Annotated in this window: 24 protein-coding genes and 1 tRNA gene; 15 read left to right on the forward strand and 10 right to left on the reverse strand. The window is 66.5% G+C overall.

The features are described from left to right. Window positions 1–37 precede the first annotated feature (37 nt). A complete protein-coding gene (locus H7X47_RS11585) occupies window positions 38–985 on the forward strand; it encodes a GntR family transcriptional regulator (RefSeq protein WP_193368821.1) in 948 nt (315 codons plus the stop codon). A 672-nt stretch (window positions 986–1,657) separates the two neighbouring features. Here H7X47_RS11585 and H7X47_RS11590 read toward each other — a convergent pair. From H7X47_RS11590 to H7X47_RS11600, 3 genes are all read right to left on the reverse strand, one after another. After that, window positions 1,658–3,046, reverse strand: coding sequence for a TRAP transporter large permease (locus tag H7X47_RS11590; RefSeq protein WP_193368822.1), 1,389 nt, complete (start codon window positions 3,044–3,046; stop codon window positions 1,658–1,660). Continuing rightward, the gene (locus H7X47_RS11595) at window positions 3,043–3,606 is read right to left on the reverse strand and encodes a TRAP transporter small permease subunit (protein WP_193368823.1); all 564 of its coding nucleotides are present in this window, start codon (window positions 3,604–3,606) and stop codon (window positions 3,043–3,045) included. Before H7X47_RS11595 ends, H7X47_RS11590 begins: the two co-directional genes overlap by 4 nt. Window positions 3,607–3,755: 149 nt before the next feature. Further along, on the reverse strand, window positions 3,756–4,850 hold the full coding sequence (locus H7X47_RS11600; RefSeq protein WP_193368824.1) for a TRAP transporter substrate-binding protein: 1,095 nt from the start codon (window positions 4,848–4,850) through the stop codon (window positions 3,756–3,758). 322 nt (window positions 4,851–5,172) lie between these two features. Between H7X47_RS11600 and H7X47_RS11605 the strand changes: the two genes are divergently transcribed. Both H7X47_RS11605 and mctR read left to right on the forward strand, forming a co-directional pair. Beyond that, window positions 5,173–6,627, forward strand: a complete 1,455-nt coding sequence (locus tag H7X47_RS11605) for a cache domain-containing protein (protein WP_322096473.1) — start codon at window positions 5,173–5,175, stop codon at window positions 6,625–6,627. Next, the gene (mctR, locus tag H7X47_RS11610; protein ID WP_322096474.1) at window positions 6,575–7,201 is read left to right on the forward strand and encodes a two-component system response regulator MctR; all 627 of its coding nucleotides are present in this window, start codon (window positions 6,575–6,577) and stop codon (window positions 7,199–7,201) included. Before H7X47_RS11605 ends, mctR begins: the two co-directional genes overlap by 53 nt. Window positions 7,202–7,907: 706 nt before the next feature. Here the strand turns inward: mctR and H7X47_RS11615 are convergent. Next, window positions 7,908–7,984, reverse strand: a tRNA-Arg gene (locus H7X47_RS11615). A gap of 307 nt (window positions 7,985–8,291) precedes the next feature. Between H7X47_RS11615 and H7X47_RS11620 the strand changes: the two genes are divergently transcribed. The 3 genes from H7X47_RS11620 (at window position 8,292) to gpt (ending at window position 10,703) form a co-directional block, all read left to right on the forward strand. Continuing rightward, window positions 8,292–9,461 carry a hypothetical protein gene (locus H7X47_RS11620; RefSeq protein ID WP_193368827.1) on the forward strand — a complete coding sequence of 390 codons (1,170 nt, stop codon included), beginning with the start codon at window positions 8,292–8,294 and terminating at the stop codon, window positions 9,459–9,461. A 171-nt stretch (window positions 9,462–9,632) separates the two neighbouring features. Next, window positions 9,633–10,088, forward strand: a complete 456-nt coding sequence (locus H7X47_RS11625; protein ID WP_193368828.1) for a DUF4864 domain-containing protein — start codon at window positions 9,633–9,635, stop codon at window positions 10,086–10,088. A gap of 135 nt (window positions 10,089–10,223) precedes the next feature. Beyond that, window positions 10,224–10,703 (forward strand): xanthine phosphoribosyltransferase, encoded by a 480-nt coding sequence (gene gpt, locus H7X47_RS11630; RefSeq protein WP_193368829.1) that lies wholly within the window; start codon window positions 10,224–10,226, stop codon window positions 10,701–10,703. 36 nt (window positions 10,704–10,739) lie between these two features. On the opposite strand, the gene H7X47_RS11635 is transcribed toward gpt, so the two are convergent. Further along, complete coding sequence (locus H7X47_RS11635; protein ID WP_193368830.1) at window positions 10,740–11,492, reverse strand: Crp/Fnr family transcriptional regulator; 753 nt, start codon at window positions 11,490–11,492, stop codon at window positions 10,740–10,742. Window positions 11,493–11,705: 213 nt separating this feature from the next. On the opposite strand from H7X47_RS11635, the gene H7X47_RS11640 reads away from it, so the two are divergent. From H7X47_RS11640 to H7X47_RS11650, 3 genes are all read left to right on the forward strand, one after another. Continuing rightward, window positions 11,706–12,173, forward strand: coding sequence for a hypothetical protein (locus H7X47_RS11640; RefSeq protein WP_193368831.1), 468 nt, complete (start codon window positions 11,706–11,708; stop codon window positions 12,171–12,173). 128 nt (window positions 12,174–12,301) lie between these two features. Beyond that, window positions 12,302–14,059 carry a gamma-glutamyltransferase gene (gene ggt, locus H7X47_RS11645; protein ID WP_193368832.1) on the forward strand — a complete coding sequence of 586 codons (1,758 nt, stop codon included), beginning with the start codon at window positions 12,302–12,304 and terminating at the stop codon, window positions 14,057–14,059. Window positions 14,060–14,181: 122 nt separating this feature from the next. Continuing rightward, complete coding sequence (locus H7X47_RS11650) at window positions 14,182–15,393, forward strand: class I SAM-dependent rRNA methyltransferase (RefSeq protein ID WP_193368833.1); 1,212 nt, start codon at window positions 14,182–14,184, stop codon at window positions 15,391–15,393. Window positions 15,394–15,399: 6 nt separating this feature from the next. On the opposite strand, the gene H7X47_RS11655 is transcribed toward H7X47_RS11650, so the two are convergent. The 3 genes from H7X47_RS11655 to H7X47_RS11665 form a co-directional block, all read right to left on the reverse strand. Further along, the gene (locus tag H7X47_RS11655) at window positions 15,400–16,839 is read right to left on the reverse strand and encodes a sensor histidine kinase (RefSeq protein WP_193368834.1); all 1,440 of its coding nucleotides are present in this window, start codon (window positions 16,837–16,839) and stop codon (window positions 15,400–15,402) included. Window positions 16,840–16,991: 152 nt separating this feature from the next. Further along, the gene (locus H7X47_RS11660) at window positions 16,992–17,273 is read right to left on the reverse strand and encodes a hypothetical protein (protein ID WP_193368964.1); all 282 of its coding nucleotides are present in this window, start codon (window positions 17,271–17,273) and stop codon (window positions 16,992–16,994) included. Between the two features lie 238 nt (window positions 17,274–17,511). Then, window positions 17,512–18,318, reverse strand: coding sequence for a TVP38/TMEM64 family protein (locus tag H7X47_RS11665; RefSeq protein WP_193368835.1), 807 nt, complete (start codon window positions 18,316–18,318; stop codon window positions 17,512–17,514). A 308-nt stretch (window positions 18,319–18,626) separates the two neighbouring features. On the opposite strand from H7X47_RS11665, the gene rpmH reads away from it, so the two are divergent. From rpmH to argB, 6 genes are read left to right on the forward strand one after another with little or no spacing between them, the layout of a single operon-like run. Further along, complete coding sequence (gene rpmH / locus H7X47_RS11670; RefSeq protein ID WP_167228744.1) at window positions 18,627–18,761, forward strand: 50S ribosomal protein L34; 135 nt, start codon at window positions 18,627–18,629, stop codon at window positions 18,759–18,761. Between the two features lie 5 nt (window positions 18,762–18,766). Continuing rightward, a complete protein-coding gene (rnpA, locus tag H7X47_RS11675; RefSeq protein WP_193368836.1) occupies window positions 18,767–19,252 on the forward strand; it encodes a ribonuclease P protein component in 486 nt (161 codons plus the stop codon). Then, window positions 19,249–19,590 carry a membrane protein insertion efficiency factor YidD gene (gene yidD, locus H7X47_RS11680; RefSeq protein WP_193368837.1) on the forward strand — a complete coding sequence of 114 codons (342 nt, stop codon included), beginning with the start codon at window positions 19,249–19,251 and terminating at the stop codon, window positions 19,588–19,590. Before rnpA ends, yidD begins: the two co-directional genes overlap by 4 nt. Window positions 19,591–19,620: 30 nt before the next feature. Then, window positions 19,621–21,414, forward strand: a complete 1,794-nt coding sequence (gene yidC / locus H7X47_RS11685) for a membrane protein insertase YidC (RefSeq protein WP_193368838.1) — start codon at window positions 19,621–19,623, stop codon at window positions 21,412–21,414. Window positions 21,415–21,445: 31 nt separating this feature from the next. Then, entirely contained in the window at window positions 21,446–22,102 is a 657-nt protein-coding gene (gene yihA, locus H7X47_RS11690) for a ribosome biogenesis GTP-binding protein YihA/YsxC (RefSeq protein ID WP_193368839.1), read from the forward strand. 59 nt (window positions 22,103–22,161) lie between these two features. Then, the gene (gene argB / locus H7X47_RS11695; protein ID WP_193368840.1) at window positions 22,162–23,067 is read left to right on the forward strand and encodes an acetylglutamate kinase; all 906 of its coding nucleotides are present in this window, start codon (window positions 22,162–22,164) and stop codon (window positions 23,065–23,067) included. Window positions 23,068–23,160: 93 nt separating this feature from the next. On the opposite strand, the gene H7X47_RS11700 is transcribed toward argB, so the two are convergent. Next, window positions 23,161–24,414 carry a DUF2336 domain-containing protein gene (locus tag H7X47_RS11700; RefSeq protein WP_193368841.1) on the reverse strand — a complete coding sequence of 418 codons (1,254 nt, stop codon included), beginning with the start codon at window positions 24,412–24,414 and terminating at the stop codon, window positions 23,161–23,163. After that, entirely contained in the window at window positions 24,411–26,243 is a 1,833-nt protein-coding gene (locus tag H7X47_RS11705) for a sensor domain-containing diguanylate cyclase (protein WP_193368842.1), read from the reverse strand. The genes H7X47_RS11700 and H7X47_RS11705 overlap by 4 nt, the downstream gene beginning before the upstream one ends. Window positions 26,244–26,506: the final 263 nt, after the last annotated feature.

The raw sequence follows: 26,506 nt of genomic DNA on the forward strand, positions 1-26,506 counted from the left end.
CGATTAAAGTACAATTCAATTAAGAGGCCGGAGCGGGATGAAATCTGACGTCGTCTTCAAGCGCGCCTACAACGACTCGCTGGACCTGATCGCCGAGCTGGGCGTCGGCGCGGCACTGCCCTCCGAGAACGCCCTGGGCGCGCGCCTGGGGGTCAGCCGCACCACGGTGCGCAAGGTCCTCGCCGCACTGGCCGACAAGGGGGCGGTGTCCGGTGCGCCGCGCCAGCGCCGCGTGCGCGCGGTCGTGCAGCCGACACAGCGCTTTCCCGACGCCGAGACCGTGCCCCTGGGCGCCCAGGTCGAACGTCGCTTCATGGAGTGGATGCTGCGCGACAACGCCTGCCCGGGCACCGCGGTGAACGAACTGGAACTGGCCCGCCAACTCGGCACCGCGACCACCAGCATCCGTGAGTTCCTCAACCGCTTCCAGCGCTTCGGGCTGATTGAGAAGCGCCCCAACGCCGGCTGGATCCTGAAGGGTTTCACCTCCGACTTCGCGCTGGAGCTCTTCGAAATCCGCGAGCTCTTCGAGCTGCGCTCGGCGCGCGCTTTCGCGAAGCTGCCACCCGCTTCGCCGCTCTGGCGGCAGATCGAGGCCCTGCGCGAGGAGCACCTGCGGCTGCTCGACGAAATCGAGCAACGCTTCCACGACTTCTCCGATCTCGACAACCGCTTTCACCGCCTGATCAACGCGGCCCTGCCCAACCGTTTTGTCGAGGACTTCTACGAGATCATCGCAATGATCTTTCACTATCACTACCAGTGGAACAAGCAGGACGAGCGCCAGCGCAACGAAGTCGCCATCCGCGAACACCTCGCCTACATCGACGCCCTGACCAGCCGCGACGTAACCCGGGTGGAAGCCGCCTGCCGGACGCACCTCGCCTCGGCCAAGGAGACCCTGATACGCTCGACGGCGGGCCCGGCTGCGGTGCCGCCGCAACGCGGGCGCCGCCGACGCCGCGCAGGCGTCACGCCGGCATGAACTGCGTCAGCTTCACGTTCAGATAGTCGTGGATTGCCTGGCGGCCGCCCGCGCGCCACCTGCCCGCGCGCCACCTGCCCGCGCGCAGCCCGCGGCTCAGGGCCTCCGCCTTCGCCCGGACCGGGGGTTTCGATCTTGCCGGCCATCCTGTGATGCAGCACAGGAACGAATCGGAGATTCTGGAAAGCGGTTCGGAACAAGGCCCAAAGCGCAGGCCTTCCCCGGCCGTTTTCTATTTTATTTTCGGGGGGTTATGGCGCGCCCGGGAAGAGTCGAACTCCCAACCTCCTGATCCGTAGTCAGAGGCGGGAAAGCGGGAAAAATGGCACTTTTCCACGTTATTTCAATGCATTACGGAAAAGTGGTTTCCGCTCTGGGTCTCTCATTCCGTCTCAATCATTCCAATTGCCTATCAGGCAGAGTGGAAACTGGTTTGGACCGTTTCGGGCAAAATTGCCCACTCCCTGGTCGAGGACCCTTCGCACCAGAAGCGGACCACCAAACACCGACTCAGCGCCGTCCGCTTGGTGCCATGAGCGAACACTGGCCCGGGTTGTTGCTGATCTCCGAACCGTGATGTTTCGTTGCAGGCTTGTTCAACGTCCGCCGGATATGATCCGCCGCGCTGCTTTTGTCCGGGATTGATGTGTCACGATTTGGTTCAACTGACCGTCACGGCATGAATATCCTCTCTGGCAACCAAGTAACTATGACCGGGAACATCCAGACCAGCGTCAAGGCAACGAGTTGGATCCCGATAAACGGGAAAACCCCCAGATAAATGTCCGATGTGCGCATGTTCGCCGGCGCCACGCCCCGCAGGTAAAACAGGGCGAAACCGAAGGGCGGGGTCAGAAAACTCGTTTGCAGATTGATGCCGATCATGACCCCCAGCCAAAGGGGATCGCATCCCATGGCGATCAGTATCGGCCCCACGATCGGCACGACGACAAAGATGATCTCGATGAAATCCAGGAAGAAGCCCAGCAGGAAAATGATCAGCATGACGACAGCCATGGCCGTGAATTGCCCGCCGGGAAGATCAGAGAGAAACTCCTCCACCACCACGTCCCCCCCGAACCCTCGAAAGACAAGACTGAACATGGACGCGCCCAACAGGATCAGGAAAACCATGGAGGTTATCTTCATGGTTTGCAGCGAGACCACCCGCAGGATGGAGAGGTTGAGCTGGCGCGCTCGCAGTGCCAGCAGGGTGGCGCCGACAGCGCCGACAGATGCGGACTCCGTCGGCGTGGCGATCCCCGTCAGAATCGACCCTAGGACAACTACGATCAGCAGGACCGGTGCCAGGACGACCTTTATCGCCTCCAGGACCGCAACCGTCTCCCGGTCTTCCGCATCGCCGCCTTTCAGCGCCGGGCAGCTGCCCGGCTGCAGCAGCGCCATGGCCACCTGCCAGCCGACATAGAGGCCGACCAGCAGGACGCCCGGAATCAGGGCCCCGGCGAAGAGATCGATGGCTGTGACGGGTTCGGGGACCAGCTTGCCGGCGCGCTGGGCAGCTATTTCGTTGGCCCCCTGCAGAATGTCGCCGAGCAGCACCAGGACGATGGACGGTGGAATGATCTGGCCCAGCGTACCAGAGGCACAGATAAGCCCGGCCCCCAGTCTGGGGCTGTAGCCGGACCGCAGCATGACCGGCAGGCTCATGAGACCCATGGTGACCACCGTGGCCCCGACAATTCCGGTGGAAGCTGCCAGCAGCGAGCCGACGATGACCACCGATATGCCGAGCCCGCCGCGCATGCGCCCGAACATCCTGCCCATGGTTTCAAGCAGATCGCCCGCCAGGTTGGACTTCTCCAGCATGACGCCCATGAAGATGAAGAGCGGCACCGCGACGAGCGGCTCGTTCTTCATGACCCCGAAAACGCGTAGTGGATAGACCATCAGCATACCGGCGTTGAACAGCCCGAGGTGGTCGCCGACGAACGCAAACAACAGCGAGACGCCCCCCAGCGTCAGGGCCACCGGATATCCCATGACCAGCGCCAGCAGGCAGACACCGAACATGATGAAACTGAGGTGTTCCGCAGTCATTGAAGTGCCTCCCGCGCAACTTCTGCACCCATGTCGATTTGCTCCGCGGCCGCTTCGCCCGTGACCAGGGTTCGCAGGGCACGCAGCAGCATCGCCAGAAGCTGCAAACCAAAGATGCAGCAGAATGCGGCAATCATGCTTTTCAGAAGGAACAAGCCGGGCAGGCCGCCGATCTCAGCCGACTTCTCGAGCGACAGCCAGGACCGATGGATCATCGGCCAGCTGCGATCCAGGATCACCCCGACCAGAGGTAGTCCAAGGCAGAGAGTTCCGACGAGATCGACCGCCGCCTTATACCGGGGGCGGGCGATTCCATAGATCAGGTCGATGCGGACGTGACCGTTGTGCAGCAACGTATAGCCGGCGCCCGCCAGGAAGATCGTGGCATGCGTCCAGACATACAGCTCCTGCATCCAGACCCAGCCCAGGCTGAAGACATAGCGCATGACGACAACGGTGAATACATTGACGACAAGCAGCACATTCAGCCAGGCGACCGCTTTTCCGATCCGGTCGTTTATGGATTCAAGAATGTCGATGGCGGCCGACAATGTTTGCATCGGTCAGCACTCCGGGATGGGTTGGTAAAGGCGGAAAAATGGGGCTGCAACGGCTGTGGCATTGCAGCCCCAAGTCCTTCCGAGAGGGGAGTCACTCCCCTGACGGCACCTCCGCAGGGCGAGGGTCGTAGGTTCCCCTGGGAAGACAGCTACGCCGACTTGAAGGAGGCCGCACCGCGCGCCGCCAGAAACGCCTGTTCCGAGTACCCGGACCAGTCCAGCATTCCCTTGCGGAAATCGACGATGTGATTGAACAGCTCTTTGCCCTCCGGCGTGCGGGCGGCCAGCTCCGGAAGCAACTCTGTCGCCCGCGCGCCGATGGCCTGGACCAACTCGTCGCTGTACCGGCGAATGTTGACCCCGTGTTCCTTCACCAGCTTTTGCAGGGCGACGTTATTGACGGCCTGAAACTTGGACAGGATCTTCAGGTTGGTGGCTACCGTCGCCTCGGTGACGATGGCCTTCAGGTCGGCATCCAGGCCTTCCCATTCGTTGAGGTCGAAGAAGCCATCCAGGATTGTCGCCGGCTCATGCCAACCCGGGTAGTAGTAGTTGTTGACGACCTTGAATAGGCCTTTGCCCATATCGGCTGCGGGACCGATCCATTCGGTGCCGTCGATGGCACCCGAGGTGAGGGCGGGCAGCACTTCGGATCCGGGCAGGAGGATCACGTTAACGCCGAAGGTCTTCAGGATTTCGCCGCCCAGGCCGGGCATGCGGAACTTGAGGCCGTCAAGGTCGGCGACCGTGTGAATTTCCTTGGCATACCAGCCGCCCATCTGGTTTCCGGTGTTGCCGAGCGGCAGGAACTTCAGGCCCAGCGGGTTATAGGCCGTCTTGTCGGCAATCTCGATGCCTCCGCCGTAGTAGCACCAGGCGTTCTGTTCCTGCGCCGTGAGGCCATAGGGCATCGCCGCCACGAAGGAAATGGAATCAGACTTTCCTGCCCAGTAGTACGGAGCGCCGAACCCCATCTGGGCGGTGCCGCTCTGGACTGCGTCGATGGCCTCGAAGGGCTTCACCAACTCGCCCGCATGATAGGCTTTGATGGACAGGCGCCCGTTGGAGGCTGCCGCGACCTGCGCCGTGAACTCCTCCAGCGCCTGCCCCAGCAGCCCGGCCTTGCCGAAGGCCGACACGGCGATCCACTGCTTCTTGCCGCTGGCAATGGCCGGTGCGGCGAGCGTGGCGGTGGCGCCCACGACACCAAGCCCCGCTTTGGAAATAAATTGACGCCTTTTCATCGTAACCTCCCGGTTTGCAGAAGCCTGCACATCAGGCTCTTCTTGTTGTGGCCGCCGCATAGCCATGAATGCGACGGGATTTGCGGCGCCACACTGGCGAACTCCCCCTGGCCGGGAAATTCGCGTTAGTGGGTAGAGGTGCGCCTGATAACCCCTATGCCTCTGCGTAGTATCCCGGCGGGAATACCAAGAACTACGGACGGAAGAGCCGCGGATTATCTGTTAGACTGCAAACGGGAACAGCAGGGGAGACTATCGGCGGCCCACTGTTTGATCGGCCGGGTTGCCGTGTAAGTGTATGCGTTTACGATCAAAAATCCTGTTGCTCGCGACCTTGCCGCTGATCGTAGCGATCGTGGTCGTGACCTTGCTCGTGATGCGCGGGGCAAAGGACCTGTCGGAGCAGGAGATCGCGGTCTTCGAAGCCAATATGCTGGCGGCGAAGCAGGCCGAGCTGCAGAACTACGTCAGCTTGGCGCTGACTTCGATCCGCCACATCTACGACGCCGCGGGCCCCAACGACACGGCGGCCCAGGACGCGGTGCGCCAGATCCTGAACGGCATGACCTATGGTCCCGACGGCTATTTCTTCGTCTACGACTACAGTGGCGTGAACATCGTCCATCCCAAGCAGGAATTTCGCGTCGGCAAGAACTGGTGGGACCTGGAAGACCGGACGGGAAACAAGGTGATCCAGGGACTGATCAAGCAGGCGCAGGCCGGCGGCGGCTACCATCGCTATCAGTGGGAGAAGCCATCGTCAGGTGCGATTGCCGACAAGATCGGATACGCCGTCGCCCTCGACAAATGGCAATGGATGCTGGGCACCGGCCTCTATATCGACGATGTCGTTGCCCAGGCGGCCGCCATCCGCAGCGATGTCGAAGAAGGTATCGAGGATACCTTCCTCATCGTGGCGCTGGCCACCGTGCCTGCGGTCCTCCTGGTCTTCCTGACCGGCGTGGCGATCAATATCCACGAGCGGCGCCTCGCGGACACGAAACTGAAAGCGCTGACTCAGCGGATCGTCGATATCCAGGAGGAAGAGCGCGCCCGTGTGGCTCGCGAGTTGCACGACGGCATCAGCCAGATCCTGGTATCGGCGAGATACGTTCTGGAGTCCGTCTTGCACCGGGCAAAGGACGGAGACGGGGAATCGTTGCTGTCCACGCTTGAAACCTGTGAAGGCCGCCTCAGTCACGCCATTCGCGAAATCCGCCGTATCTCACGGGATCTGCGCCCGCAAATACTGGATGACCTGGGGCTCTCCCCGGCACTCAAGAGTCTGGTGACCGAGTTTTCCGAGCGCACCGGGATCGAGGTGGACATCAAGACCGTTGCCTTCAAGGATCTTCTGTCGGCGGAGGTCAAGACAGCCCTTTACCGGATCGCGCAGGAGGCGCTTACCAACATCGAACGCCATGCCCAAGCCAGCAAGGTTGTCTTACGCCTGGAGTCCCTGCCGACGGGGATTGTTCTGCGCATCGCCGATGACGGTATCGGCAACGGTTCCAGCGGCCTCCGCCGTTCCCGAGACAGCGCCCAGGGCTTCGGCCTGCGCAACATGCAGGAGCGCATCGAGCACTTTGACGGGCATATCTGGATGGAATTCTCGGACCGGGGGGCGGTCATTGAAGCCCATCTGCCCAAATCGGTCCTGCAGGCTCAAACCGAGCGCTTGAAAGTGGAAGCGAAGAATGAACCAAAAAGCGCGGATCACGGTTATGTTGGTGGACGACCACCCGCTGGTGCTGGAGGGGATCCGCGCCTGTCTTGAAAACTACGAGCATATCCATGTGGTGGCCGAGGTGAACAGCGGAGAGGCCGCCTTGAGTGCGGCCTCCGACACCAAGCCGGATGTGATCCTGATGGACATCAACATGCCGGGCCTGAACGGGCTGGACGCGACGGAACTGATCAGGGAACGCCTGCCGGAATCGAAGCTTCTGATCCTCTCGATGCACGACAACAAGGAATACATCTCCAATGCGCTGATGTATGGAGCTCAGGGATATGTCCTGAAAGACGTGCCGACCCGCGAGATCGTCACCGCCATCGAGGCGATTCACGCTGGCGCCACATACTTCAGTTCGGGCGTGTCGCATCAGCTGCTTTCCGGACAGGCGGAGAAGGAGAGATCAGGTGCCCTTACCTCCCGTGAACAAACCGTCCTGGTGTTGCTCGCCGAGGGCAAGAGCAACAAGGAAGTTGCCCGCGAGCTGGAAATTTCCGTTCGCACGGTCGAAACGCATCGAAAGAACATCAAGAGCAAGCTTGAAATCTCTTCCACGGCTGGCTTGACCCGCTATGCACTTGAACATGGATTGCTGGCAGGACCGAAATCGGGCTAGCCGGGGTCTGCGCGGTCACGGTCTGCGCCCAGATGCCGTTCGGGTCGTCGATTAGAAGTCTGCTGCGGGTCAGGTTGGGACATCGGTCTATCACGACCTAGCCCCTAGATGTCCGACCTGCCCGACCTGCCCGGTCCTGCGGCGTATCCCATCCCAGACCCACCGGTCCCCGTCGGACGCTCAAATCGAGAGCCTGCTGGCACGCCTGGAACGTGCAAAGAATCCTGTCTTCATGATGGGGCGCATGTCCCGCTCCGCCGACGATTGGGCGGCGCGCGTCGCTCTGGCGGACCTTCTCCGCGCGAAGGAGGGAGCCTGCGTCGTAGTCGATGCACGGGTCGAACCTGGATATGCGGCCGCGATGTCAAAGGGCATGACCGAGACGGGTTGAGCCTGCAAAACGCCGATGCCCAGCGTGCGTGAGCAAGATGTGCTCCAACCTGCCGCATGCAAGGCGCCTTGAAGCATCAGGCGAAGGCTCTGGATATCCTGTGGGTGGAGCCCATAACGCGGTGGCCGGAGTCCCGCAGTTGGTCTGGGCCTTGCCGGACTGCGCCCCCCTGGAGCGGACGCCTTAGCCGTCGCGCGACCAAGCATCCGTGCCCGCCTGGCACAAACTACCGGAGACCTGGGCCCGGAACGAATCCGGAAATGCGGAAAGTGAAGACTTTCCCAGCGCGTTTTCTTGCTGATTCTCAGGGGATTATGGCGCGCCCGGGAAGATTCGAACTCCCAACCTCCTGATCCGTAGTCAGGTGCTCTATCCAATTGAGCTACGGGCGCACATCAAAGCCGCTAGAAGCGGCGCGGAGGCGGGACCGCCGCCGCGAAGAGGCCGGACATTACTCGAAGCCTCCGCCCCTTGCAAGACCTTCGAGAAGGGCAAAAAAGCGAGGATTTCCAACCTCGAAGCGCCCTGCCGGACGCTCTCAACCACAAGGAAATGGCACTTGTACGCCCAGAATCCATACTCTACTATCTCGCAATCGTTCGAGGGGGGCGGGATAGCAAGACTCTGTAAAGACTTACATAGTTAATATGTGAGCAGTTCTAAGGTTAAGCTGTCTCGGAAATCTGTACGGAAATCTCTATGTCGAGCAGACACTTGTTGCCCTTTCGCCGGACCGCTGTCGTCATCGGCGCGCTTCTCTTCGTGGCGGGCTGCGCCGCCCCTCAGGAAGATAAGAAGCCCGTCAGCAGCAGCGCATCGGCGCCACAGGCCGAGACTTCCGCGGCCGCCCAGCCCGCCAGCGTAGAGACCGCTCCCGCCTCGTCGGTTCCGGCTGCCCAGGCGCCTGAGATCCTGGGCAATACGGTCTTCGAGCCGCCGACGGTCAGCAACATGCGGCCTACCGGCACCGTGGTCGGCCAGAAGATCGAATCGCTGCGCACAGACCTCCTGAAGCTGCAGGAGCAGTTGAAGGCCGAGAACGACCAGCTGCAGAGCCTGCGCATCTCGGCGCGCCAGTTCGCCGGCAACTACCATTCCCTGAAGGCGGCCATGAACGCCCGCCTGCAGGTCGGCACCACCCCCGGCAACCCGGAGCTGGTGGCCCAGTGGAACCAGGCCCAGGCCGAGTTGCAGCAGGTCGGCGCCTCCATCGCCGCCCTGAACACCCTGGCCAGCCAGGTCTCCGGCACCGCCTCGCTGTCGGCCTTCCTGCTCGAGTCGACCAGCACCACCTTCGAGCTGCGCGGCGCCATCGAGGAAGACCACCGCCAGCTCGCCGTTCTGGAGGACGAGGTCAACAAGACCGTGGTGGTGATCGACCGCCTGCTCAACGAGCTGAGCGACGACATCGCGCGCACCCAGAACTACTTCGCCAACGAGCGCTTGAACCTGACCGCCATGCAGGTCGCCATCGACAACGGCGAGTACATCGGCGGCAGCCTGGCCAACCGCGCCTACGGCGTGCCCGCGCCGGCCCCGGCCGGCGGCGCGGCCAGCCAGGTCGGCGCCCGCCAGCCCCTGGCGGTGATCCGCTTCGACCGCGAGAACCCGCAGTACGAGCAGGCGCTCTTCACGGTGATCGGCGCGGCCCTGGAACGCCGTCCCAACGCCGCCTTCGACATCGTCGCAGTGGCCCCGGCCGGCGGCGACTCGGCCCGCGTGGCGCTGGACACCAACCGCTCGCGCCGCAACGCGGAGAATGTGCTGCGCACCCTCACTAACATGGGCCTGCCCGCCGACCGCATGACGCTCTCGGCGACCTCCAGCCCGACCGCCCAGGTCAACGAGGTGCACGTCTACGTGCGTTGACCCCGGCAGACAACCGAAGCTTCTCGAGGCCGGCTCCGGAAACGGAGCCGGCCTCTCGCTTTTCGGGAAGGGCTTTCGGGGGTGCTTTCCGGGGGGGGGACTGGCCGCCGCCGTCGATCGCCCTAGTTCCTCCCGCAGGCCCTTCTGGCATAGCCCCTCCGGGAGACCCGCATGATCCGCCTTGCCCGCACCTGCCTTGCACTTGCGCTGCTCTGCGCCGTCCCGGGGGTCGCTGTCCCGACCGGCGCCGCGGCCCAGGACGTGCTGCGGCCCGCCCCCGGCGACCAGCGGGCCATCCTCGGCACCATCCAGGCCCAGTTGAACGCCTTCCAGGCGGACGACTGGGGCCGCGCCTTTTCCTACGCCACGCCGCGGCTGCGCGCGCTGTTCCGCACGCCGGAGAACTTCATGGCGATGGTGCGCGGCGGCTATCAGCCGGTCTACCGGCCCCAGTCGGTGGAGTACCTCGACGCCCGCATCGTCGACGGCAAGACCGGCCAGGCGGTCCGCTTCGTCGGCCCCGACGGCCAGGCGGTCGTCGCCATCTACACCATGGAGCAGCAGCCCGACGGCAGCTGGCGGATCGCCGCGGTGCAGTTGATCCGCACCGGCGAAGTGACCAGCTAAGGCCGGCTGGCGGCGAAAAGCCTTTAGACGCCAGCCGCGACTTCCGCTTTAATCCCCGCTTCGAGTCGGCGCCCCGCCAGGGGCGGCCGCCGTGAACAAGAAGCCTGGAATTGAAGAAGAGGGTGGCCCCTAGACATGTCCGCCGGCGAACAGAAGACTTTCCCCGTTTCCTGGGACCAACTCCACCGCGATTCCCGCGCGCTCGCCTGGCGGCTGGTCGAGCAGGGCCCCTTCAAGGGCATCGCCGCCATCACCCGCGGCGGGCTGGTGCCGGCCGCCGTCATCGCCCGCGAACTGGACGTCCGCCTGATCGACACCATCTGCATCGTCAGCTATCGCGAGGACCGCTCCCAGGGCGAGATGGACGTCCTCAAGGCGGTGGAGCACGACAGCGAGGGCTGGCTGCTGATCGACGACCTGGTGGACACCGGCAAGACCGCCCGCAAGGTGCGCGAACTCATGCCCAAGGCGCATTTCGCCACGGTCTACGCCAAACCGGCCGGCCGCCCCCTGGTCGACAGCTTCGTGACCGAGGTCAGCCAGGACACCTGGATCCTGTTTCCTTGGGATACGGCGCTGATGTCGGTGCCGCCGATCATCCAGACGCCACGCTGAGGCCTCAAGGGGTTCTCGCGGCTGATCCCGGAGGGCTCAGTAGCCGCCGGCGATCTCCTCCAACGCCTCGCGCTGAGCCAGCTTCACCTGATGATTGGGCAACAGGTTGATGATGCCTTCCTGCTTCAACTGCGTGAAAGTGCGGCTTACGGTCTCCGTGGTCAGCCCCAGATAATCGCCGATGTCGGTGCGGCTCATGGACACCAGCACCGGGTCCTCCGGCTGGCCGCGCTGCTTGGCGCGCTTGGCCAGCATCATCAGGAAGGACGCGATCTTCTCCCGCGCCGTCTTGCGGCCCAGCAGCAGCATCTGCTCCTGCGCCGCCACCAGCTCGTTGCTGGCGATGCTCAGCAGGCGCTGCTCGATCTTGGGCATACGCTGCATGAGATCTTCCAGCTTGTGGCGCGGGAAGCGGCACAGCAGGCAGGGCGTCACCGCCTCGGCGCTGAAGGCGTAGGTGTCCTGGGTGGCAAGGCCCAGGAAATCGCCGCCGAAGAGAAAGCCCGTCACCTGGCGGCGGCCGTCGGGCAGCAGCTTGTAGACCTTGAGGGTGCCGGAGGTGAGGTTGTAAACGTTGCCGGCCTCCTCGCCCTCGTCGAAGAGGGGCGCGCCGGCCTGAAGCTCGACCGAGGTCATGAGAGCCGAGACCTGGGCCAGCTCGTTCGAATCCAGCGGCGCGCAGATGGTCATGCCGCGTACCGAACAGGCCGCGCAGGGCGAATCGTCTTTGCGCTCCCGTGCAACGGCCGGCGCCAGCTTGCTCGCGCGGTCAAAATCGAAAACCGTCATCTCCCACCCATCTCCAAGCAACAACACTCTGCACTCGGCTCCGCCACCTTATCCCCCACCGGCGCCGCGAGCCTTCCCGCCTTTTTCTTTTGATGTGGATCAACGACGCGCAACGCCGCCGAACGTCAATCTTCCAATCTAGAGAATGCGAACTTAGCGCTGATCCCGCGTCTCAAAGGCGCATAGCTGTGTGTGATTAAGGTGACTCGTTTGGTGCGGAAACTCAATGTCAGTTTGCTCCTGCCGGAGGAGGTGGATCAGGCCTTCCCTCTGATCCGCACCATCTGCCCAGATGCCGACCTGGAAGCCTGGCGCAGCTTCGCCGGCCAGCGCCTGGCCGGAGGATCCGAACGTGGGAATGGTATCCTAATTGTCCGCAACGAGCAAAGCTGCATTGTCGCCGTGGCGGCCTACATGCTGTCTCACGACCTGCTGCACGGCCCGATCCTGCTGGCCGACCATTTCGGTGCCCTGGACATCGTCGACCAGGGCAACGTTGCCCGCGCCCTGGAAAGCGGGCTGGAGAAGATCGCCCGGCGCCACGGCTGCACGGCGGTGCATACCAACGTGGGCAACAACGGCAGAAAGAGCGACGACGACTGGCTGTGTTCCGTGCTCTTCGAACGTGGCCACCACGTCGAGGGGCTCCACATGTGCAAGCTGATCCCCGTCAATCTCTGAAGCGTTACCGCGCCTTCAAAATCTACCCCTGGCCAAGCCGCGAGCGGCGGTCGATGATAACGTGAATCATCGGCGCGGCCCTTCGTTGCGCGCGCCGCAGCACGCCAACCGATCGGGGAGACCGCGCCATGACTTCTGCCGTCACCGCCGAGGCCTTGAAGCGGCTAAGCCGCCTGCTCGCCGTCCCGTTGCTGCTGGGGCTGCCGCTCCTCGGCGCCTGCAACACGGTGGAAGAGCCCGCGCCGGCGTTGCCGCGCCAGATGGTCACCGCCGCCAATCCGCTGGCCGCCGAGGCCGGCATGGCCATGCTGCGCGAGGGCGGCTCTGCCACCGACGCGGCCATTGCCACCGAGCTGGTGCTGGGCCTGGTGGAACCACAGTCTTCCGGCATCGGCGGCGGCGCCTTCCTGCTGCACTATGACGCCGCCGAGCGCGCGGTGTCCGCCTATGACGGACGCGAGACCGCCCCGGCCGGTGCCGACGAGGCGCTGTTCCTCGACGCCGAGGGCGAGCCCCTGCCCTTCTGGGATGCGGTGGTCGGCGGCCGCTCGGTCGGCGCGCCCGGCCTGCTGCGCATGCTGGAAATGGCCCACCGGGAGCACGGCAAGCTGCCCTGGGCGAGGCTCTTCCAGCCGGCAATCCGCCTGGCCGAGGAAGGTTTCGCCGTCTCGCCGCGCCTGCACGAACTGATCGCCGGGGACAAGTACCTGAAGCGCTACCCGGCGACGGCCGCCTATTTCCACGACGCCGACGGCAACCCGCTGCCGGTCGGTCACCTGCTGAAGAACCAGGCCTATGCCGATACCCTGCGCCTTGTCGCCGAGGGCGGCGCCGACGCCTTCTACAAGGGCTGGGTGGCGCTGGACATCGTGAACGCCGTGCGCGATGCGTCGGATAATCCCGGCCTGCTGAGCTACCCCGACCTGCGCGGCTACCAGGCCAAGCGGCGCGAGCCTGTCTGCCTGCCCTACCGCCGCTGGATCGTCTGCGGCATGCCGCCGCCGACCTCCGGCGGCGTCGCCGTGCTGCAGACCCTGAAGCTGCTGGAGGCCTTCGACCTCGCCGCCCTGGCGCCGGCGCCCGGCGAAAGCCCGAGCGCCGAAGCAATCCACCTGGTGGCCGAGGCCGAACGCCTGGCCTTCGCCGACCGCGACCGCTTCCTGGCCGACAGCGACTTCGTCGAGGTACCGGTGGACAAGCTGCTCGACCCGCTGTACCTCGCCGCCCGCGCGGTGCTGATCGACCCGGCGGCCAGCATGGGCAAGGCCCGCCCGGGCCTGAGGACGCCGCAGGCGCACAGCCCGGCGCAGCTCAATCCGCCCTCCACCTCGCACCTCTCCGTGGTCGACGCCAAGGGCAACGCCGTCTCCATGACCGCCTCGATCGAGAGCGCCTTCGGCTCGCGCGTCATGGCGCGCGGCTTCCTGCTGAACAACGAGCTGACCGACTTCTCCTTCCGTCCCGAGGTCGACGGCCGGCCGGTGGCCAACCGCGTCGCGCCGGGCAAGCGGCCGCGCAGCTCCATGTCGCCAACCCTGGTGCTGGACGGAGAGGGCCGCTTCGTCATGGCCATCGGCTCGCCCGGCGGCAGCCGCATCATCGGCTACACGACCAAGGCGATCATCGCCGCCCTGGACTGGAACCTGACCATGCAGCAGGCGGTCGCCCTGCCCAACTTCGTCAACCGCAACGGCGCCACCGACCTGGAGGAAGGCACCGGCATCGAGGCGGCCAAGGCGGGGCTGGAGGCCCTGGGCCACGAGGTCAATGTGCGCGGCATGACCAGCGGCCTGCACGGCATCCGCCGGATCCGCAAGGGGCCGGAGGGGGGGGGCCTGGAGGGCGGCGCGGACCCCCGACGCGAAGGCGTCGTGCTAACGAAGTAGGGCCGCGAAGGCGTCGTGCTAACGAAGTAGGGCCGCGAAGGCGCCGTGCCGACGAAGCAGGGTGAGCAGGCGGCGGCAGAGCGGTCTTGCAGTCACCCGGCCACCGACTAGACTGCGCGGCGATGTCCCAAGCCCCCCACAGCAGCGTCACCGAGCTGCCGAGCGTCACCCTGAAGCCGCACGGCGAAAAGCGCCTCGGCCGCGGTCACCCCTGGGTCTATTCCAACGAGGTGGAGATGGACGCCGCCGCCAAGGCGGTGCCGCCGGGCGGGCTGGTGCGGCTCTGCGACCGCAAGGGCCGCTATCAGGCGACCGCCTTCTTCAACCGCCATCCGCTGATCGCCGCGCGGGCGCTGAGCCGCGACGAGGCCCAGCCCATCGACAAGGATTTCCTGGCACAGCGCCTAAGGCGCGCCCTGGCGATCCGCGAGCGCCTGATCGGCGTGCCCTACTACCGCCTGGTCCATGCCGAGGCCGACGGCCTGCCCGGTGTGGTCATCGACCGCTTCGGCGCAGCGCTCTGCCTGCAGGTCAACACCGCCGGCATGGAGCTCCTCACGCCGCTGCTGCTCGAAGCCTTGAACGACGTGGTGGCGCCGGAGACCATCGTGCTGCGCAACGACGGCGGCGTGCGCAAACTGGAGCAGCTCGACGAGTATGTGGAGGTCGTGCAGGGCAGCCTGGACGGCCCGCTGCCGCTGGAGGAGAACGGCGCGCGCTTCTTCGCCGACCTCGCCGGCGGCCAGAAGACCGGCTGGTTCTACGACCAGCGCGACAACCGCGCCTGGGCGGCCCGGCTGGCCAAGGATGCCCGCGTGCTGGACTGCTACGCCTTCGCCGGCGGCTTCACCGTGCAGGCGGCCCTGGCCGGGGCGAGCGAAGTGGTCTCGGTCGACCGCTCGCAGGGCGCCCTCGACCTCTCCGCCCAGGCGGCCGAGGCCAACGGCGTGAGTGAGCGCTGCCGCTTCGTGAAGGCGGAGGTGTTCCAGGAACTGCAGCGCCAAGCCAGGGCCGGGGAGCGCTACGGCCTGGTCATCGTCGATCCGCCGGCCTTCGTGAAGACGAAAAAGGACCTGGCCCAGGGTCTCAAGGGCTACCGCAAGATGGTGCGCCTGGCCGCACCCCTCGTTGCGGAAGGCGGCTACCTGCTGGCGGCCTCCTGCTCGCACCACGCCGACCTGGAGAGCTTCGCCGAGCAGGTGAAGCGCGGCCTCATGGACGCCGGGCGCAGCGGGCGCATCCTGCGCACCTCCGGCGCCGCGCCGGACCATCCGGTGCATCCGGCCCTGCCGGAAAGCGCCTACCTGAAAGCGCAGATTCTGGCGCTGGATTAGCGGCGGCTAGCTCGCCTTCGCCGTGGGCTGGGCGCCGGCCTGGCGCAGCGGCAGGACCAGGCGGAACAGCGTGCCCTCCGGCCCGGAGCGCTCCAGGCGGATGTCCCCGCCGTGGGCGCGCATGATGTCGTGGGCGATGGAAAGGCCCAGGCCCGTACCGCCCTCTCGCGTCGAGGCGGCGAAGGGCTTGAAGATGTTCTGCTTGGCGGCCTCCGGCATGCCGGGGCCGTTGTCCTCCACGTCGATGACCAGGAAGTCGCGCACCGGGCGCGCTTCCACGCGCACCTCGGCGGCGCCGGCCTCCAGCGCGTTGCGCGTCAGGTTGAAGAACACGCGGTAGAGCTGCTCACGGTCGGCCTCCACCGCGAAGCCGCGCTCGACCTCATTGGCCAGGGCTTCGCGCCCGCCGCCGACCTCGGCCAGGGCCTCGCGCACTTCGGTCAGCAGGTCGCGCAGGTCAAAGCTCTGCAGGTCAAGCTGCACCGGCCCCTCGCGGGTGAACTGCAGGGTCTGGGAGCAGAGATGCAGCGCCCGGTCGATGGCCCCGACCAGGCTCGGCGCCATGGAGCGCACGGCGGGGTCGCCGCTCTTGCCGAGACGGTCGGAAATGAGGCTGGCGGTGGCCAGGATGTTGCGCAGGTCGTGGTTGACCTTGGTGACCGCGGTGCCCAGCGCGGCAAGGCGGGTCTTCTGTAGCAGGGCGGCGCGCAGCCCCTGCTGCATGTTTACCAGCTCGCGCTGGGCGATGCCGATCTCGTCGCTGCGCTCCGAGGGCTGCAGGGCCGCGGCCGCCACCTCCGGATTGGCGCGGAAGGCGGCCATGCTCTCGGTGATGCGGCGCATGGGCCGCACCATCAGCAGGTGCAGGCTGAGATAGACCAGCGCCGCGGTGAACATGGAGATCACCAGCGACAGGGCGAGGATGCGCCAGGAGTAGTCGAGCATCGCCCCGCGCAGGGGCGCCTCGTCCATTACCACCTCGACCAGGGTCTGCTCGTCCTTGGGCGAGGGGCCGATGATCCGCAGCAGGCGGTCCTGCGGCGCCAGCAGGGTCATGACCGCGTCGTGGATCAGGCCGAAGAAGCTGGCCTCGCGCAGGTCGTAGGTGGCGTCGATGTCCTCAGGCGTTTCCACCATGAGCATCAGCTTGCCGGACCCCGGCTTGGCCAGAGCGACGGTGTAGGCGCCGACGTGCTGCAGAAGCTCGGCCTCCATCTCCTTGCTGACCATGTTGTCGGGGGTGGCCTCCAGCGCCAGGATCGACAGGTGGGCCGCGGCCAGGCGCTCCTCCAGATAGACCAGCCGCATGCGGCCGATCGAGGGCGCGTAGATCAGCACCTCCGCCAGCATCACGAAGGCGATGGTCAAGAGCAGCAGCTTGGCCGAAAGGCTCCTGGTGAGGGGCGGCAGTCGAAGACTGTTCCCCGGCGATCTATGGCCCAACATAATCGGGCTTATAGCATGCCGGCCGCCCCGGCGGGAATCTGCGGCTCGGCGGCCCCCGGGAAGGGCGCCAGGAAAAGCAGCGCCCGCCGCACCGGCGGGGGGCAAAGCCGGCGATCGGCGGGCGCTGAGACGCAAGGACTAGCTGCGCGTGCTTACTTGGCGGCGCAGGGATTGCACGGGTTGGCCGCGCAGGGATTGCACGGATTGGCCGCCTGGCAGGGGTTCGCCGCCGCACAGGGGTTGCAGGGGTTGACCGGCTTCTTGGCTGCGCAGGGGCTGCAGGGGTTGCAGGCCGCCTTGGCGGCACAGGGGCTGCAGGGGTTACAGGCCGCGATCTGCACCGGCAGATCGGTGGCGCTCGCAGCCAGCGGCAGGGCGATGGCGCCCGTCGACACGGTCGCGACACTCAGCGCCACCAGGGTTTTCTTCAGCATCTTACTTGCCTCCAATAATGTTCGGTCTCATCAAGCCGTCTCTTGGGGGCTCCCCCGGGAAGAGAAGCTCTCACTCTGTCGCGCCGCCGCGGAGAGCGCGGCCGGCGCTGGTGAGAGAACAATGCGCACCACGCCGATCAATCTCGAATCACGGTCCTGCGATTCGCTTCAACTTCCTGTGAAATTTTGGTGAGCGCAAGCTCCCGGCCCGCGTTGGGCGGCCCCGCCGCCGGGGCTGCTAGCGGCGGTTTGCCCCGTTCCGGCGGCTCTTCACCTTTTTGTAGATCACCGGCACCAGCGACAGGGCAATCAGGGCCACGATAGGCAGCAATACCTCGGGCTGGTAGAGGACGCTCTCGATGTCGGCGGCCTTGCCGGCCTCGAAGAGGGCGCCCAGACCGTTGCCGACCGAGGCGTAGACCAGCGAGCCGGGAATGATGCCCAGGAAGGTGCCGAGGACGAAGGTCTTGAGGGAGACGCCGACCAGGGCCGGCACCAGGTTGACCAGCCAGAAAGGGAAGAGGGGGATGAGGCGCAGCACCAGCAGGTAGCTGAGCGCGTTCTCGCGGAAGCCGGCCCGCATGCGGTTGACGGCGGCGCCGGCGCGGTCGCGCAGCAGGTCGCCCAGGGCCGTGCGGGCGGCCAGGAACAGCGCGATGGAGCCCAGCGTGGCCCCGACCACCGAGCAGGCGGCCCCGCCCAGGATGCCGAAAAGGAAGCCGCCGGCCACCGTCATGATGGCGGCGCCCGGAACGGAGAAGGCCGCCATCACCGCATAGACCCCGATAAAGACGAGCGGCGCCAGCACGGTGTGCTCGTCAACCAGGGCCATCAGGGCCTCACGGTGCCGCTCCAGGGTGTCCAGGGCGACGTAGCGGTGACCGCCCAGGGCCAGGAAGGCCAGCAGCCCGGCGACCAGCGCCAAAAGCGGCAGAAAGCGCCGCCAGGCCGGCGGCCGCGCCGGTCCCCCGTCTGGATTTGCATTGGGCCCGGAACCGGCGCCGTTGTGTCCCGGTTCGGGGGGGCTGGGGGACGGCTGGGTCATCGGGCTCCTTCTACGACCGCGGCGGCGGGGACATGGCGCCGGAAACAGAGTAAACGGGACCTTAACAGGCAATTTCGCCGGCGCCCCGCGGCCGGCCCTCCCCCGGAGGCAAAAAATGGCGGAAAACCGGGCGACACAGCGGTTTTACCCGCAGACCGGCGCGGCAGCCAGTCAAGAGGGTGTGAGGCCGCCGGACCGGGGGGAACGAGAATCCGTCGCTTCCGGCCCTGCCGGTCGTTGACAGAGCCCAAGCCCACCCTTATACAGCCCCGTCAATTCGAGATTCAGCCTGATATTGGAGTACAGCCGTGAAGCGCACCTATCAGCCCAGTGTGCTGGTTCGCAAGCGCCGCCACGGGTTCCGCGCACGTAAGGGAACCGTTGGCGGGCGTCGCGTCCTTGCCCGTCGGCGCGCCAAGGGCCGCAAGCGCCTTTCCGCCTAAGTGTCATGATGCCGACCGTAGGGCGGCTCAAGACACGGCCCCAATTCCTCAAGGTCGCGGCGGCCCGGCGCAAATGGGTCACGCCCGGCCTCGTCCTGCAAGCAGCGAGGCGCCAACCCGGCGATGACCGGGCGGCGCCCGGCGTGCGTGCGGCCGAGGCCAAGGCGGACCGCGAGCAAGGGGACCGGGAGGAAGCGGAGGTGCGGGTCGGCTTCACCGTCACCCGCAAGGTCGGCAACGCCGTCGCGCGCAACCGCGCGAAGCGGCGCCTCAGGGCCGCGGCGGCGGAGATCTTCGCCGAGCATGGCCGCGCCGGCACCGACTATGTGGTCATCGGCCGCGCCGGCACGCTGACGCGTCCCTATGACGCACTGCGCCGGGACCTGGAACAGGCGATCGTGAAGGTCGAGCGTCACGGTGGAAGCGGCGGCCCGAGAGACGGAAAGCGCCGCCCTGCCAAAGGGACCGCGCGCAAGGAGGCATCACAATGAAGGCCGCCATGAAGCTTGTGAGCTTCGTCCTGCTGGCCCTGATCCGCGGCTATCAGCTGCTGATCTCCCCGATGTTTCCGCCGAGCTGCCGCTATTTTCCCTCCTGCTCCCAATACGCCCGCCAGGCGGTCACCCGTCACGGCCCGCTGAAGGGCGGCTGGCTGGCCCTGCGCCGCATCGTCAGCTGCCACCCCTGGGGCGGTCTGGGCTACGACCCCGTGCCGGACCCAGTCGCGGGCCCGGTATCGGAGAGGGCCGGGAAAACCACAGCTGAAGAGAAATCCGGGCTTGGTCTTTGCCCGGACTGTCGCCATCTGGATCACCAACCGGGCCGCTAAGGCCCGCCCCCTGGGAGCCCATCGAGTCTAATGGAACAGCGTAACCTTATCCTCGCGATCGTCCTGTCGATGGCAATTCTCTTCGGCTTCCAGTTCCTGTTCCCGCCGGCGACCCCGCCCGAGCAGACCCCCGGGCAGCAGCAGGCCCAGACCGCGCCGGACGGAACCTCCGTGCCCGGCAGCGCGCCCAGCGTGCCGGGCGCCCCCAGCGTGGGCGGCGTGCCGACCCAGCCGGCGCGCGAGGACGTCATCGGCATCAGCCCACGGGTGTCGATCCAGACGCCGCTTCTGTCCGGCTCCATCGCGCTGCGCGGCGCGCGCCTCGACGACTTGATCCTGACCCAGTATCACGAGACCCTGGACGACAACAGCGCGCCCATCACGCTGCTCTCGCCGGAGGGCTCCGAGAAGGCCTACTACTCCAACTTCGGCTGGGCGCCGGTCTCCGGCAGCGCCGTCAAGCTGCCGACCGCCGAGACCCTGTGGACCGCCGCGGGCGGCCCGCTGACCCCCTCCTCGCCGGTCACGCTGACCTGGGACAACGGCGAGGGCCTGACCTTCGAGCAGGTCATCACGATCGACGACAACTACCTCTTCACGGTGACCCAGCGCGTGGTGAACAATGGCGCGGCGGCGGCGGAGATGGCGCCCTACGGCCTGATCTCGCGGGCGGGCACGCCACCGACTCTCGGCTTCTACATCCTGCACGAAGGCCCGGTCGGCGTATTCAACGGCTCGCTGGATGACGGCATCAAATACGACGATCTGAAGGATGAGTATCAGGGCAGCCGGGACTCGGTGATCGCCAAGGACACCACCGGCGGCTGGCTGGGCATCACCGACAAGTACTGGCTGACCGCGCTGGTGCCCGAACAGCAGACGGCCGTGAAGACCCGCTTCGTCTACAACCTGCGGGGCGGGCGGGACCACTACCAGTCCGACTTCCTCTACCCCACCGCAAAGGTCGAGCCCGGCGCCAGCGTCGAGACGACCAGCCGGCTTTTCGCCGGCGCCAAGGTGGTGCCGCTGCTGCAGCAGTACGAGGAAACCTACGGCATCATCAATTTCGACCTGGCGGTCGACTTCGGCTGGTTCAAGATCCTCACCAAGCCGATCTTCTACGCGCTGCACTGGCTGCACGCGCAGGTCGGCAACTTCGGCATCGCCATCCTGCTGCTGACCGTGGCGATCAAGCTGGTCTTCTTCCCCCTGGCCAACAAGTCGTACAAATCCATGGCCAAGATGCGCAAGCTGCAGCCCAAGATGATGGAGCTGCGCGAGCGCTTCGCCGAGGACAAGCAGCGCCTGAACCAGGAGATGATGGCGCTCTACAAGAAAGAGGGCGCCAATCCGCTCAGCGGCTGCCTGCCGATCCTGATCCAGATCCCGGTCTTCTTCGCGCTCTACAAGGTGATGTTCGTCACCATCGAGATGCGCCACGCGCCCTTCTACGGCTGGATCCACGACCTCTCGGCGCCCGACCCGACCACGATCCTCAACGGCTTCGGCCTCTTCCCCTGGGATGCGCCTGAACTGGGCATACTGCACGTCCTCAACATCGGCGTCTGGCCGCTACTCATGGGCATCTCCATGTTCCTGCAGCAGAAGCTGAACCCGCAGCCGCCCGATCCGGTGCAGGCCAAGGTCTTCCTGATGATGCCGGTCATCTTCACCTTCCTGCTGTCGACCTTCCCGGCCGGCCTGGTGATCTACTGGACCTGGAACAACGTGCTCTCCATGGCCCAGCAAGCCTTCATCATGAAACGCCAGGGCGTGCCGATCGGCGGCGGGTCCAAGAAGAAGCCGAACGAGCAGAACGAATGAGGACGCCGGCCCCCTTTACGACTGAAACCCCATGACCGACGCAGCGCTGAGCGAAGAAGAAAAAGCCGCCCTGGAAGCAGGGCGGCTTCTCTTCGCCGGGGAATGCACCTTCCTGATCTCGGCCGCCGACGAGAACGACCTGCCGCCCCTGGGCGCCAGCGAGGTCGCCTTCGCCGGGCGCTCCAACGTCGGCAAGTCGAGCCTCTTGAACGCGCTGACCGGCCGCAAGAACCTGGCCCGCGCCTCCAACACGCCGGGGCGCACGCGGCTGTTGAACTTCTTCAGCCTCGGCGGGCGGCTGATCCTGGTGGACCTGCCGGGCTACGGCTACGCCCGCGCCTCCAAGACCGACATCGCGCGCTGGAACCAGTTGACCCGCGGCTACCTGCGCGGCCGCTCGCAGCTGCGCCGGGTCTGCCTGCTGGTCGACTCGCGCCACGGCTTGAAGAACAGCGACCTCCAGGTGATGGAGGAACTGGACAGCGACGCCGTCTCCTACCAGATCGTGCTGACCAAGGCCGACAAGGTGAAACCCGGGCCGCTGAAACGCCTGGTGAAGGAGACCCAGGAGGCCATTGCCCGGCATCCGGCCGCCCATCCGCTCTGCCTGCCCACCTCGGCGGAGACCGGCGCCGGCCTGCCGGAGCTGCGCGCGGCCCTGGCGGCCCTGGCCGAACCGGCCTCCTGAAGGTAAAGTGACCGCGGCCCGTCACCCAAGGCCCGCGCGGGGGATTTAGGAATTCACGGATGACGCAGAAGAGCATCAGCGACACCAAGCACTGGCTGCGCACGGCCCGGACCATCACCGAGGCCCTGCCCTTCATGCGCCGCTACAACGGCAAGACCTTCGTCATCAAGTACGGCGGCCACGCCATGGTGGACGAAGAGCTGGCCTCGCTCTTCGCCAGCGACATCGCGCTGCTGAAGCAGGTCGGCATCAATCCCATCGTGGTGCACGGCGGCGGCCCGCAGATCGGCCGCATGCTGGAGCGCCTGGAGGTGAAGAGCGAGTTCATCGACGGCCTGCGCATCACCGACGCCAAAACCGTCGAGGTGGTGGAGATGGTGCTGTCGGGCACCATCAACAAGTCGATCGTCAGCGCCATCAACGCGGCCGGCGGGCGGGCCGTCGGCCTGTCCGGCAAGGACGGCAACCTGATCCAGGCGCAGAAGCTGCGCCGCACCAAGCGGGATCCGGATTCCAACATCGAGAAGGTGCTGGATCTCGGCTTTGTCGGCGAGCCGACCATGATCGACCCCAAGATCCTTTTCTCGCTGCAGCAGTCGGACATCATTCCGGTGATCGCGCCGATCGGCGTCGGCCCGGCGGGCGAGACCTACAACATCAACGCCGACACCGTGGCCGGCGCGGTGGCGGCGGCGGCCGGCGCCTCGCGCCTGATGATGCTGACCGACGTCAGCGGTGTGCTGGACAAGGACGGTGAGTTGATTCAGGAGCTGAACACCGCCCAGGTCGAGGCGCTGGAGAAGGACGGCACCATCTCCGGCGGCATGATCCCGAAGCTGGAGACCTGCGTGAAGGCGGTGAACAACGGCGTCGAGGCGGCGGTCATCCTGGACGGCCGCCTGCCCCATTCAATGCTGCTGGAAATCTTCACCGGCGGCGGCATCGGCACCCTGATCTACCGCTAGGGGATCTACCGCTAGGGGATCTACCGCTAGGGGATCTACCGCCAGGGGACCTACCGCTGACGGCCGCGCCGGTTCCGGGCCTGCTGCCCCGACCTACTCCTGGCCCAGGCTGGCGAAGAAGTCGAGCTGCCACTCCATTTCCTCGGGAGACAACGGGAACTCGCCGTCGCGGGCGTGCAGCGCCTTTGCCGGGGGGATGCCGCCCATGTTGGTCTGCAGCTGCATGGCCACGCGCATGGAGCAGCCGGCCTTCCAGGCCAGGGCGGTGACACCCTTGGCCGAATGGCCCTGCAGCACCCGGTCGATGAAGTCGACCTCCACCCCGGCCATGAGCGCCAGGGCATGGCGCACGAAGTCGCGCTTGCCGGCCAGGACGGCGTCGCCGACCACTTCGCCGTTCAACTTGCCGGCCTTCTTCAGCTTCGCCGCCTCGGCGGCCGGGTCGTCCGCGGCGGCCATGTCGGCCGCGCCTTCCTCGATGCGCTTGCGCACCACCTCGGCCACCGCCTCGGCGGTCTTGTGGTCCAGATCACTGCGGTTCTGCAGCTTCTTCAGCAGGGAGTCGGCGACGAAGCCGGCCAGCTTCTTGACCGCGCCGGCGGACAGCGCCGGGCGGACCACCAGGGGCGGCTGCCAGGTTGTCTCGGTCACCGAAGCATCGATCAGGCTGTCCAGGGTCTCCTCGCGGATCTGCGCCGAGCCGTTGGCCAGCAGCTCGGTCACCGCCTTGCGATCGTTGCGCTGGACGATGGCGTCGGAAAGGGCCTCGCCCAGGTTGCTGCGCCGGGAAATCGCGCAGAGACGGCTGGATACGCCGGAGGAGGCGATGATCTCCAGCAGGTCCGCGTCGCTCAGCAGCGGCGAGAACTCCAGGATCGGACAGGCGACAACGTCCTCGGCATCGCGCGCCAGGCGCTGGATCACCTGCGGCGGCGCATGGGCCACCGACTTCAGCGCCTCGGCGAGGATCTGACGCACCCGGGTGGTCTGGTCGCGGGCCAGCACTTCCAGGGTCTGCTCGACGAAGCGCTGCGCCTTCTCCTGGGCGCCGCGCCCGTCGGGGGCGGTCAGCTGGGCGACCTTGGAGGCAAGCTCGGCGCGCACCGCCTCGTCGGCGTCACGGGCCAGGAGCAGGTGGGCCTGGCGCGGCGTCTTGGCGTTGGCGGCGATGCGGCGGCGCACCTCCGAAGAGGGGTCCTCGGCCAGGAAGTAGAGCACCTCGGGGCGCAGATCGACGCGCATGGCCAGGTCGGCGCGGGTCTTGTCCGAGCCGTTCTGCGCCAGTTCCCGGCTCTCCTCGTAGGTGAGGTTGTCCGGCAGCTTCTTGCGCCCGAGGCCCAGCATCATCCTTGGCCTCCTTCCCGCTTGCCGCGGCGGTCGAACTCCGGGGCGAAGTTGAGGGAATGCTTGCCCGCCCGCTTGGCGCCGTACATCGCTTCGTCGGCGCGGCGCAGCAGCGAGTCGAGACCTTCCCCGGTGCGCGGATCGTAGATGGCGACGCCCAGAGAGAAGCCCAGCAGGTGATCGGCGTCGCCGGAGTAGCCGCGCAGCCGCTCGGCCGCCTTCAGCATCAGCTCGGCCTTGCGCTCGGCGGCCTCGCGCTCCATGCCGCCCAGGAAGAGGGCGAACTCGTCGCCGCCCAGGCGGGCGGCCAGGTCGCCGCCGCGGATCTGCTCCTTCAGCAGCGCCGCCACGTCGAGCAGCGCCTCGTCGCCGGTCTGGTGGCCATGGGTGTCGTTGACCTGCTTGAAGTTGTCCAGATCGATGTAGAACAGGGCACCCGGCCGCAGGACCTTGGCATCCTCCCCCCCCTGCTGCCTGGCCAGGTGCTGCTCCAGGCTTTCGACGAAGCCGCGCCGGTTGTGCAGGCCGGTCAGCGGGTCGGTCATGGAGAGCACCTCCATTTCCGTCTGGCGGGCGAGCTGCTCGATGGCGAGGCCGACCTGGCCGGCGATGTTGTCGAAGAGGCCGCGGTCCTCGACGCTCCAGCCGGACCCGGTGCCGCTGCGGCGGGCGCAGAGCAGGCCGTTGATCTCGTCGCGATAGCGCGTGGCGCGCAGCAGCAGGCCGCCGGCGGCGTCCTCCAGTTCGACGGCCTGCTGGTCGGCGGAAAGCCGCGCCACCAGGACGCGCAGGTCGTCAGGCGCGGCCGGCTTGCCGGCCTGGGCCAGGGCTTCGCCCAATTTCCGCGCACCGGCGGCGCCGTCTACCAGCGCATGAATGGAAATCCCGGTCAGCGCCAGGGCGGGCATCAGCGCCTCGGCGGTGGCGCTGAGCATGCGCGCCGGCTCGAGCTCGCGGCGCACCATGTTGACGATGTAGGAGAACAGGCGTTCGCGGTTGCGCGCCTCGGCCAGCTCGGCCTCGTGGCAGCGCAGGCGGGTGATGTCGCGGCAGACGCCGCGCGCGCCGATCCAGGCACCGCTTTCGGAGGTCAGCGGCAGGGCCGTCGACAGCAGGCAGAGGTGGACGTCTTCGCTGCTGCGCACCCAGACTTCGGCTTCCTCGACCACGGTATGGGCGGTGAAGGGGGAGGTCTCGGCCCCAGCGCCGCCGGATTCCGGATCCAGCAGCAGTTCGCGGGCCGGCCGGCCGACCAGGTCGGTCGCCTCGTAACCCAGCGCCCCGCGCGGTGAGACGAAGACGAAGCGTCCCTCGGCGTCGGTTTCCCAGGCGAAGTCGTTGGAAATCTCGACCAGGTCCTTGTAGCGCTGGCGCGACTCCACCAGGGCGGCGCGCAGGCTGCGCTCCAGGGTCACGTCGCGGCCCAGCAGCAGAGCGGCAGTGCCGTCGGCCCAGGGCAGGACCACCACGTCAAAAGCACGCTCCACCGGTGACTTGAAGGCGCCCTCGGGCGCCTCGCCGGCCCTGACCTCGCTGGTGGCAACCACCAGGGGATTGACCTGGGCGGTGGTGCCGCCGAGCGCCGCCTGGATGGCGGCGCGCAGCTCCTCGTGCTGGCCGGCCTGGAGAATCTGGGCGATGGCTTCGGCCTGGTCGTTGGCGCTGAGCACGATGCCGTTGTGCCCGGCGATCAGGACCGCCCCGGGAAAGTGCGCAAAGGCACCCCCGGCGGACAGCAGACCACCGGGCGGCGTCTGCTCGACCAACCGCTGGTAGTCCTTTGCCGGGTCACGCGCTTCGGGTGGGTCGCTCACCGCCGGCGACCGTGCCATAGAACCCCTCTTTGCGATCATGATTGCATCTCTCTCAAGACAGCAAATCTGCGCCTTTCGCCCTTAATATGCCCTTAAATGGCCGTGTCATTTTGCGGTCTTACCGCATTGCGCAACGGCGCCTTCCGGGGCCCTTCGCCTTAACCCCCGCTTAACCCTGGCAGCGCCCGGAATCCGGCCTTTCGCCCCGCCCAGGGGGTTCCAGGGGTCATTGACAGAGCGGCGACCCTCCCGCATCTTCCGAGCCGCGCCGGCCAAGCCTC

Source organism: Pelagibius marinus (genome assembly GCF_014925385.1).
In the GTDB taxonomy this organism is placed as follows: domain Bacteria; phylum Pseudomonadota; class Alphaproteobacteria; order Kiloniellales; family Kiloniellaceae; genus Pelagibius; species Pelagibius marinus.

Excerpts from the sequence above, each read along its gene's own strand:
- H7X47_RS11585 (WP_193368821.1), top strand. The coding sequence starts at position 38 with ATGAAATCTGACGTCGTCTTCAAGCGCGCCTACAACGACTCGCTGGAC.
- H7X47_RS11590 (WP_193368822.1), bottom strand. The coding sequence starts at position 3,046 with ATGACTGCGGAACACCTCAGTTTCATCATGTTCGGTGTCTGCCTGCTG.
- H7X47_RS11595 (WP_193368823.1), bottom strand. The coding sequence starts at position 3,606 with ATGCAAACATTGTCGGCCGCCATCGACATTCTTGAATCCATAAACGAC.
- H7X47_RS11600 (WP_193368824.1), bottom strand. The coding sequence starts at position 4,850 with ATGAAAAGGCGTCAATTTATTTCCAAAGCGGGGCTTGGTGTCGTGGGC.
- mctR (WP_322096474.1), top strand. The coding sequence starts at position 6,575 with ATGTTGGTGGACGACCACCCGCTGGTGCTGGAGGGGATCCGCGCCTGT.
- H7X47_RS11620 (WP_193368827.1), top strand. The coding sequence starts at position 8,292 with ATGTCGAGCAGACACTTGTTGCCCTTTCGCCGGACCGCTGTCGTCATC.
- H7X47_RS11625 (WP_193368828.1), top strand. The coding sequence starts at position 9,633 with ATGATCCGCCTTGCCCGCACCTGCCTTGCACTTGCGCTGCTCTGCGCC.
- gpt (WP_193368829.1), top strand. The coding sequence starts at position 10,224 with ATGTCCGCCGGCGAACAGAAGACTTTCCCCGTTTCCTGGGACCAACTC.
- H7X47_RS11635 (WP_193368830.1), bottom strand. The coding sequence starts at position 11,492 with ATGACGGTTTTCGATTTTGACCGCGCGAGCAAGCTGGCGCCGGCCGTT.
- ggt (WP_193368832.1), top strand. The coding sequence starts at position 12,302 with ATGACTTCTGCCGTCACCGCCGAGGCCTTGAAGCGGCTAAGCCGCCTG.
- H7X47_RS11650 (WP_193368833.1), top strand. The coding sequence starts at position 14,182 with ATGTCCCAAGCCCCCCACAGCAGCGTCACCGAGCTGCCGAGCGTCACC.
- H7X47_RS11655 (WP_193368834.1), bottom strand. The coding sequence starts at position 16,839 with ATGTTGGGCCATAGATCGCCGGGGAACAGTCTTCGACTGCCGCCCCTC.
- H7X47_RS11660 (WP_193368964.1), bottom strand. The coding sequence starts at position 17,273 with ATGCTGAAGAAAACCCTGGTGGCGCTGAGTGTCGCGACCGTGTCGACG.
- H7X47_RS11665 (WP_193368835.1), bottom strand. The coding sequence starts at position 18,318 with ATGACCCAGCCGTCCCCCAGCCCCCCCGAACCGGGACACAACGGCGCC.
- rnpA (WP_193368836.1), top strand. The coding sequence starts at position 18,767 with ATGATGCCGACCGTAGGGCGGCTCAAGACACGGCCCCAATTCCTCAAG.
- yidD (WP_193368837.1), top strand. The coding sequence starts at position 19,249 with ATGAAGGCCGCCATGAAGCTTGTGAGCTTCGTCCTGCTGGCCCTGATC.
- yidC (WP_193368838.1), top strand. The coding sequence starts at position 19,621 with ATGGAACAGCGTAACCTTATCCTCGCGATCGTCCTGTCGATGGCAATT.
- yihA (WP_193368839.1), top strand. The coding sequence starts at position 21,446 with ATGACCGACGCAGCGCTGAGCGAAGAAGAAAAAGCCGCCCTGGAAGCA.
- argB (WP_193368840.1), top strand. The coding sequence starts at position 22,162 with ATGACGCAGAAGAGCATCAGCGACACCAAGCACTGGCTGCGCACGGCC.
- H7X47_RS11700 (WP_193368841.1), bottom strand. The coding sequence starts at position 24,414 with ATGATGCTGGGCCTCGGGCGCAAGAAGCTGCCGGACAACCTCACCTAC.
- H7X47_RS11705 (WP_193368842.1), bottom strand. The coding sequence starts at position 26,243 with ATGGCACGGTCGCCGGCGGTGAGCGACCCACCCGAAGCGCGTGACCCG.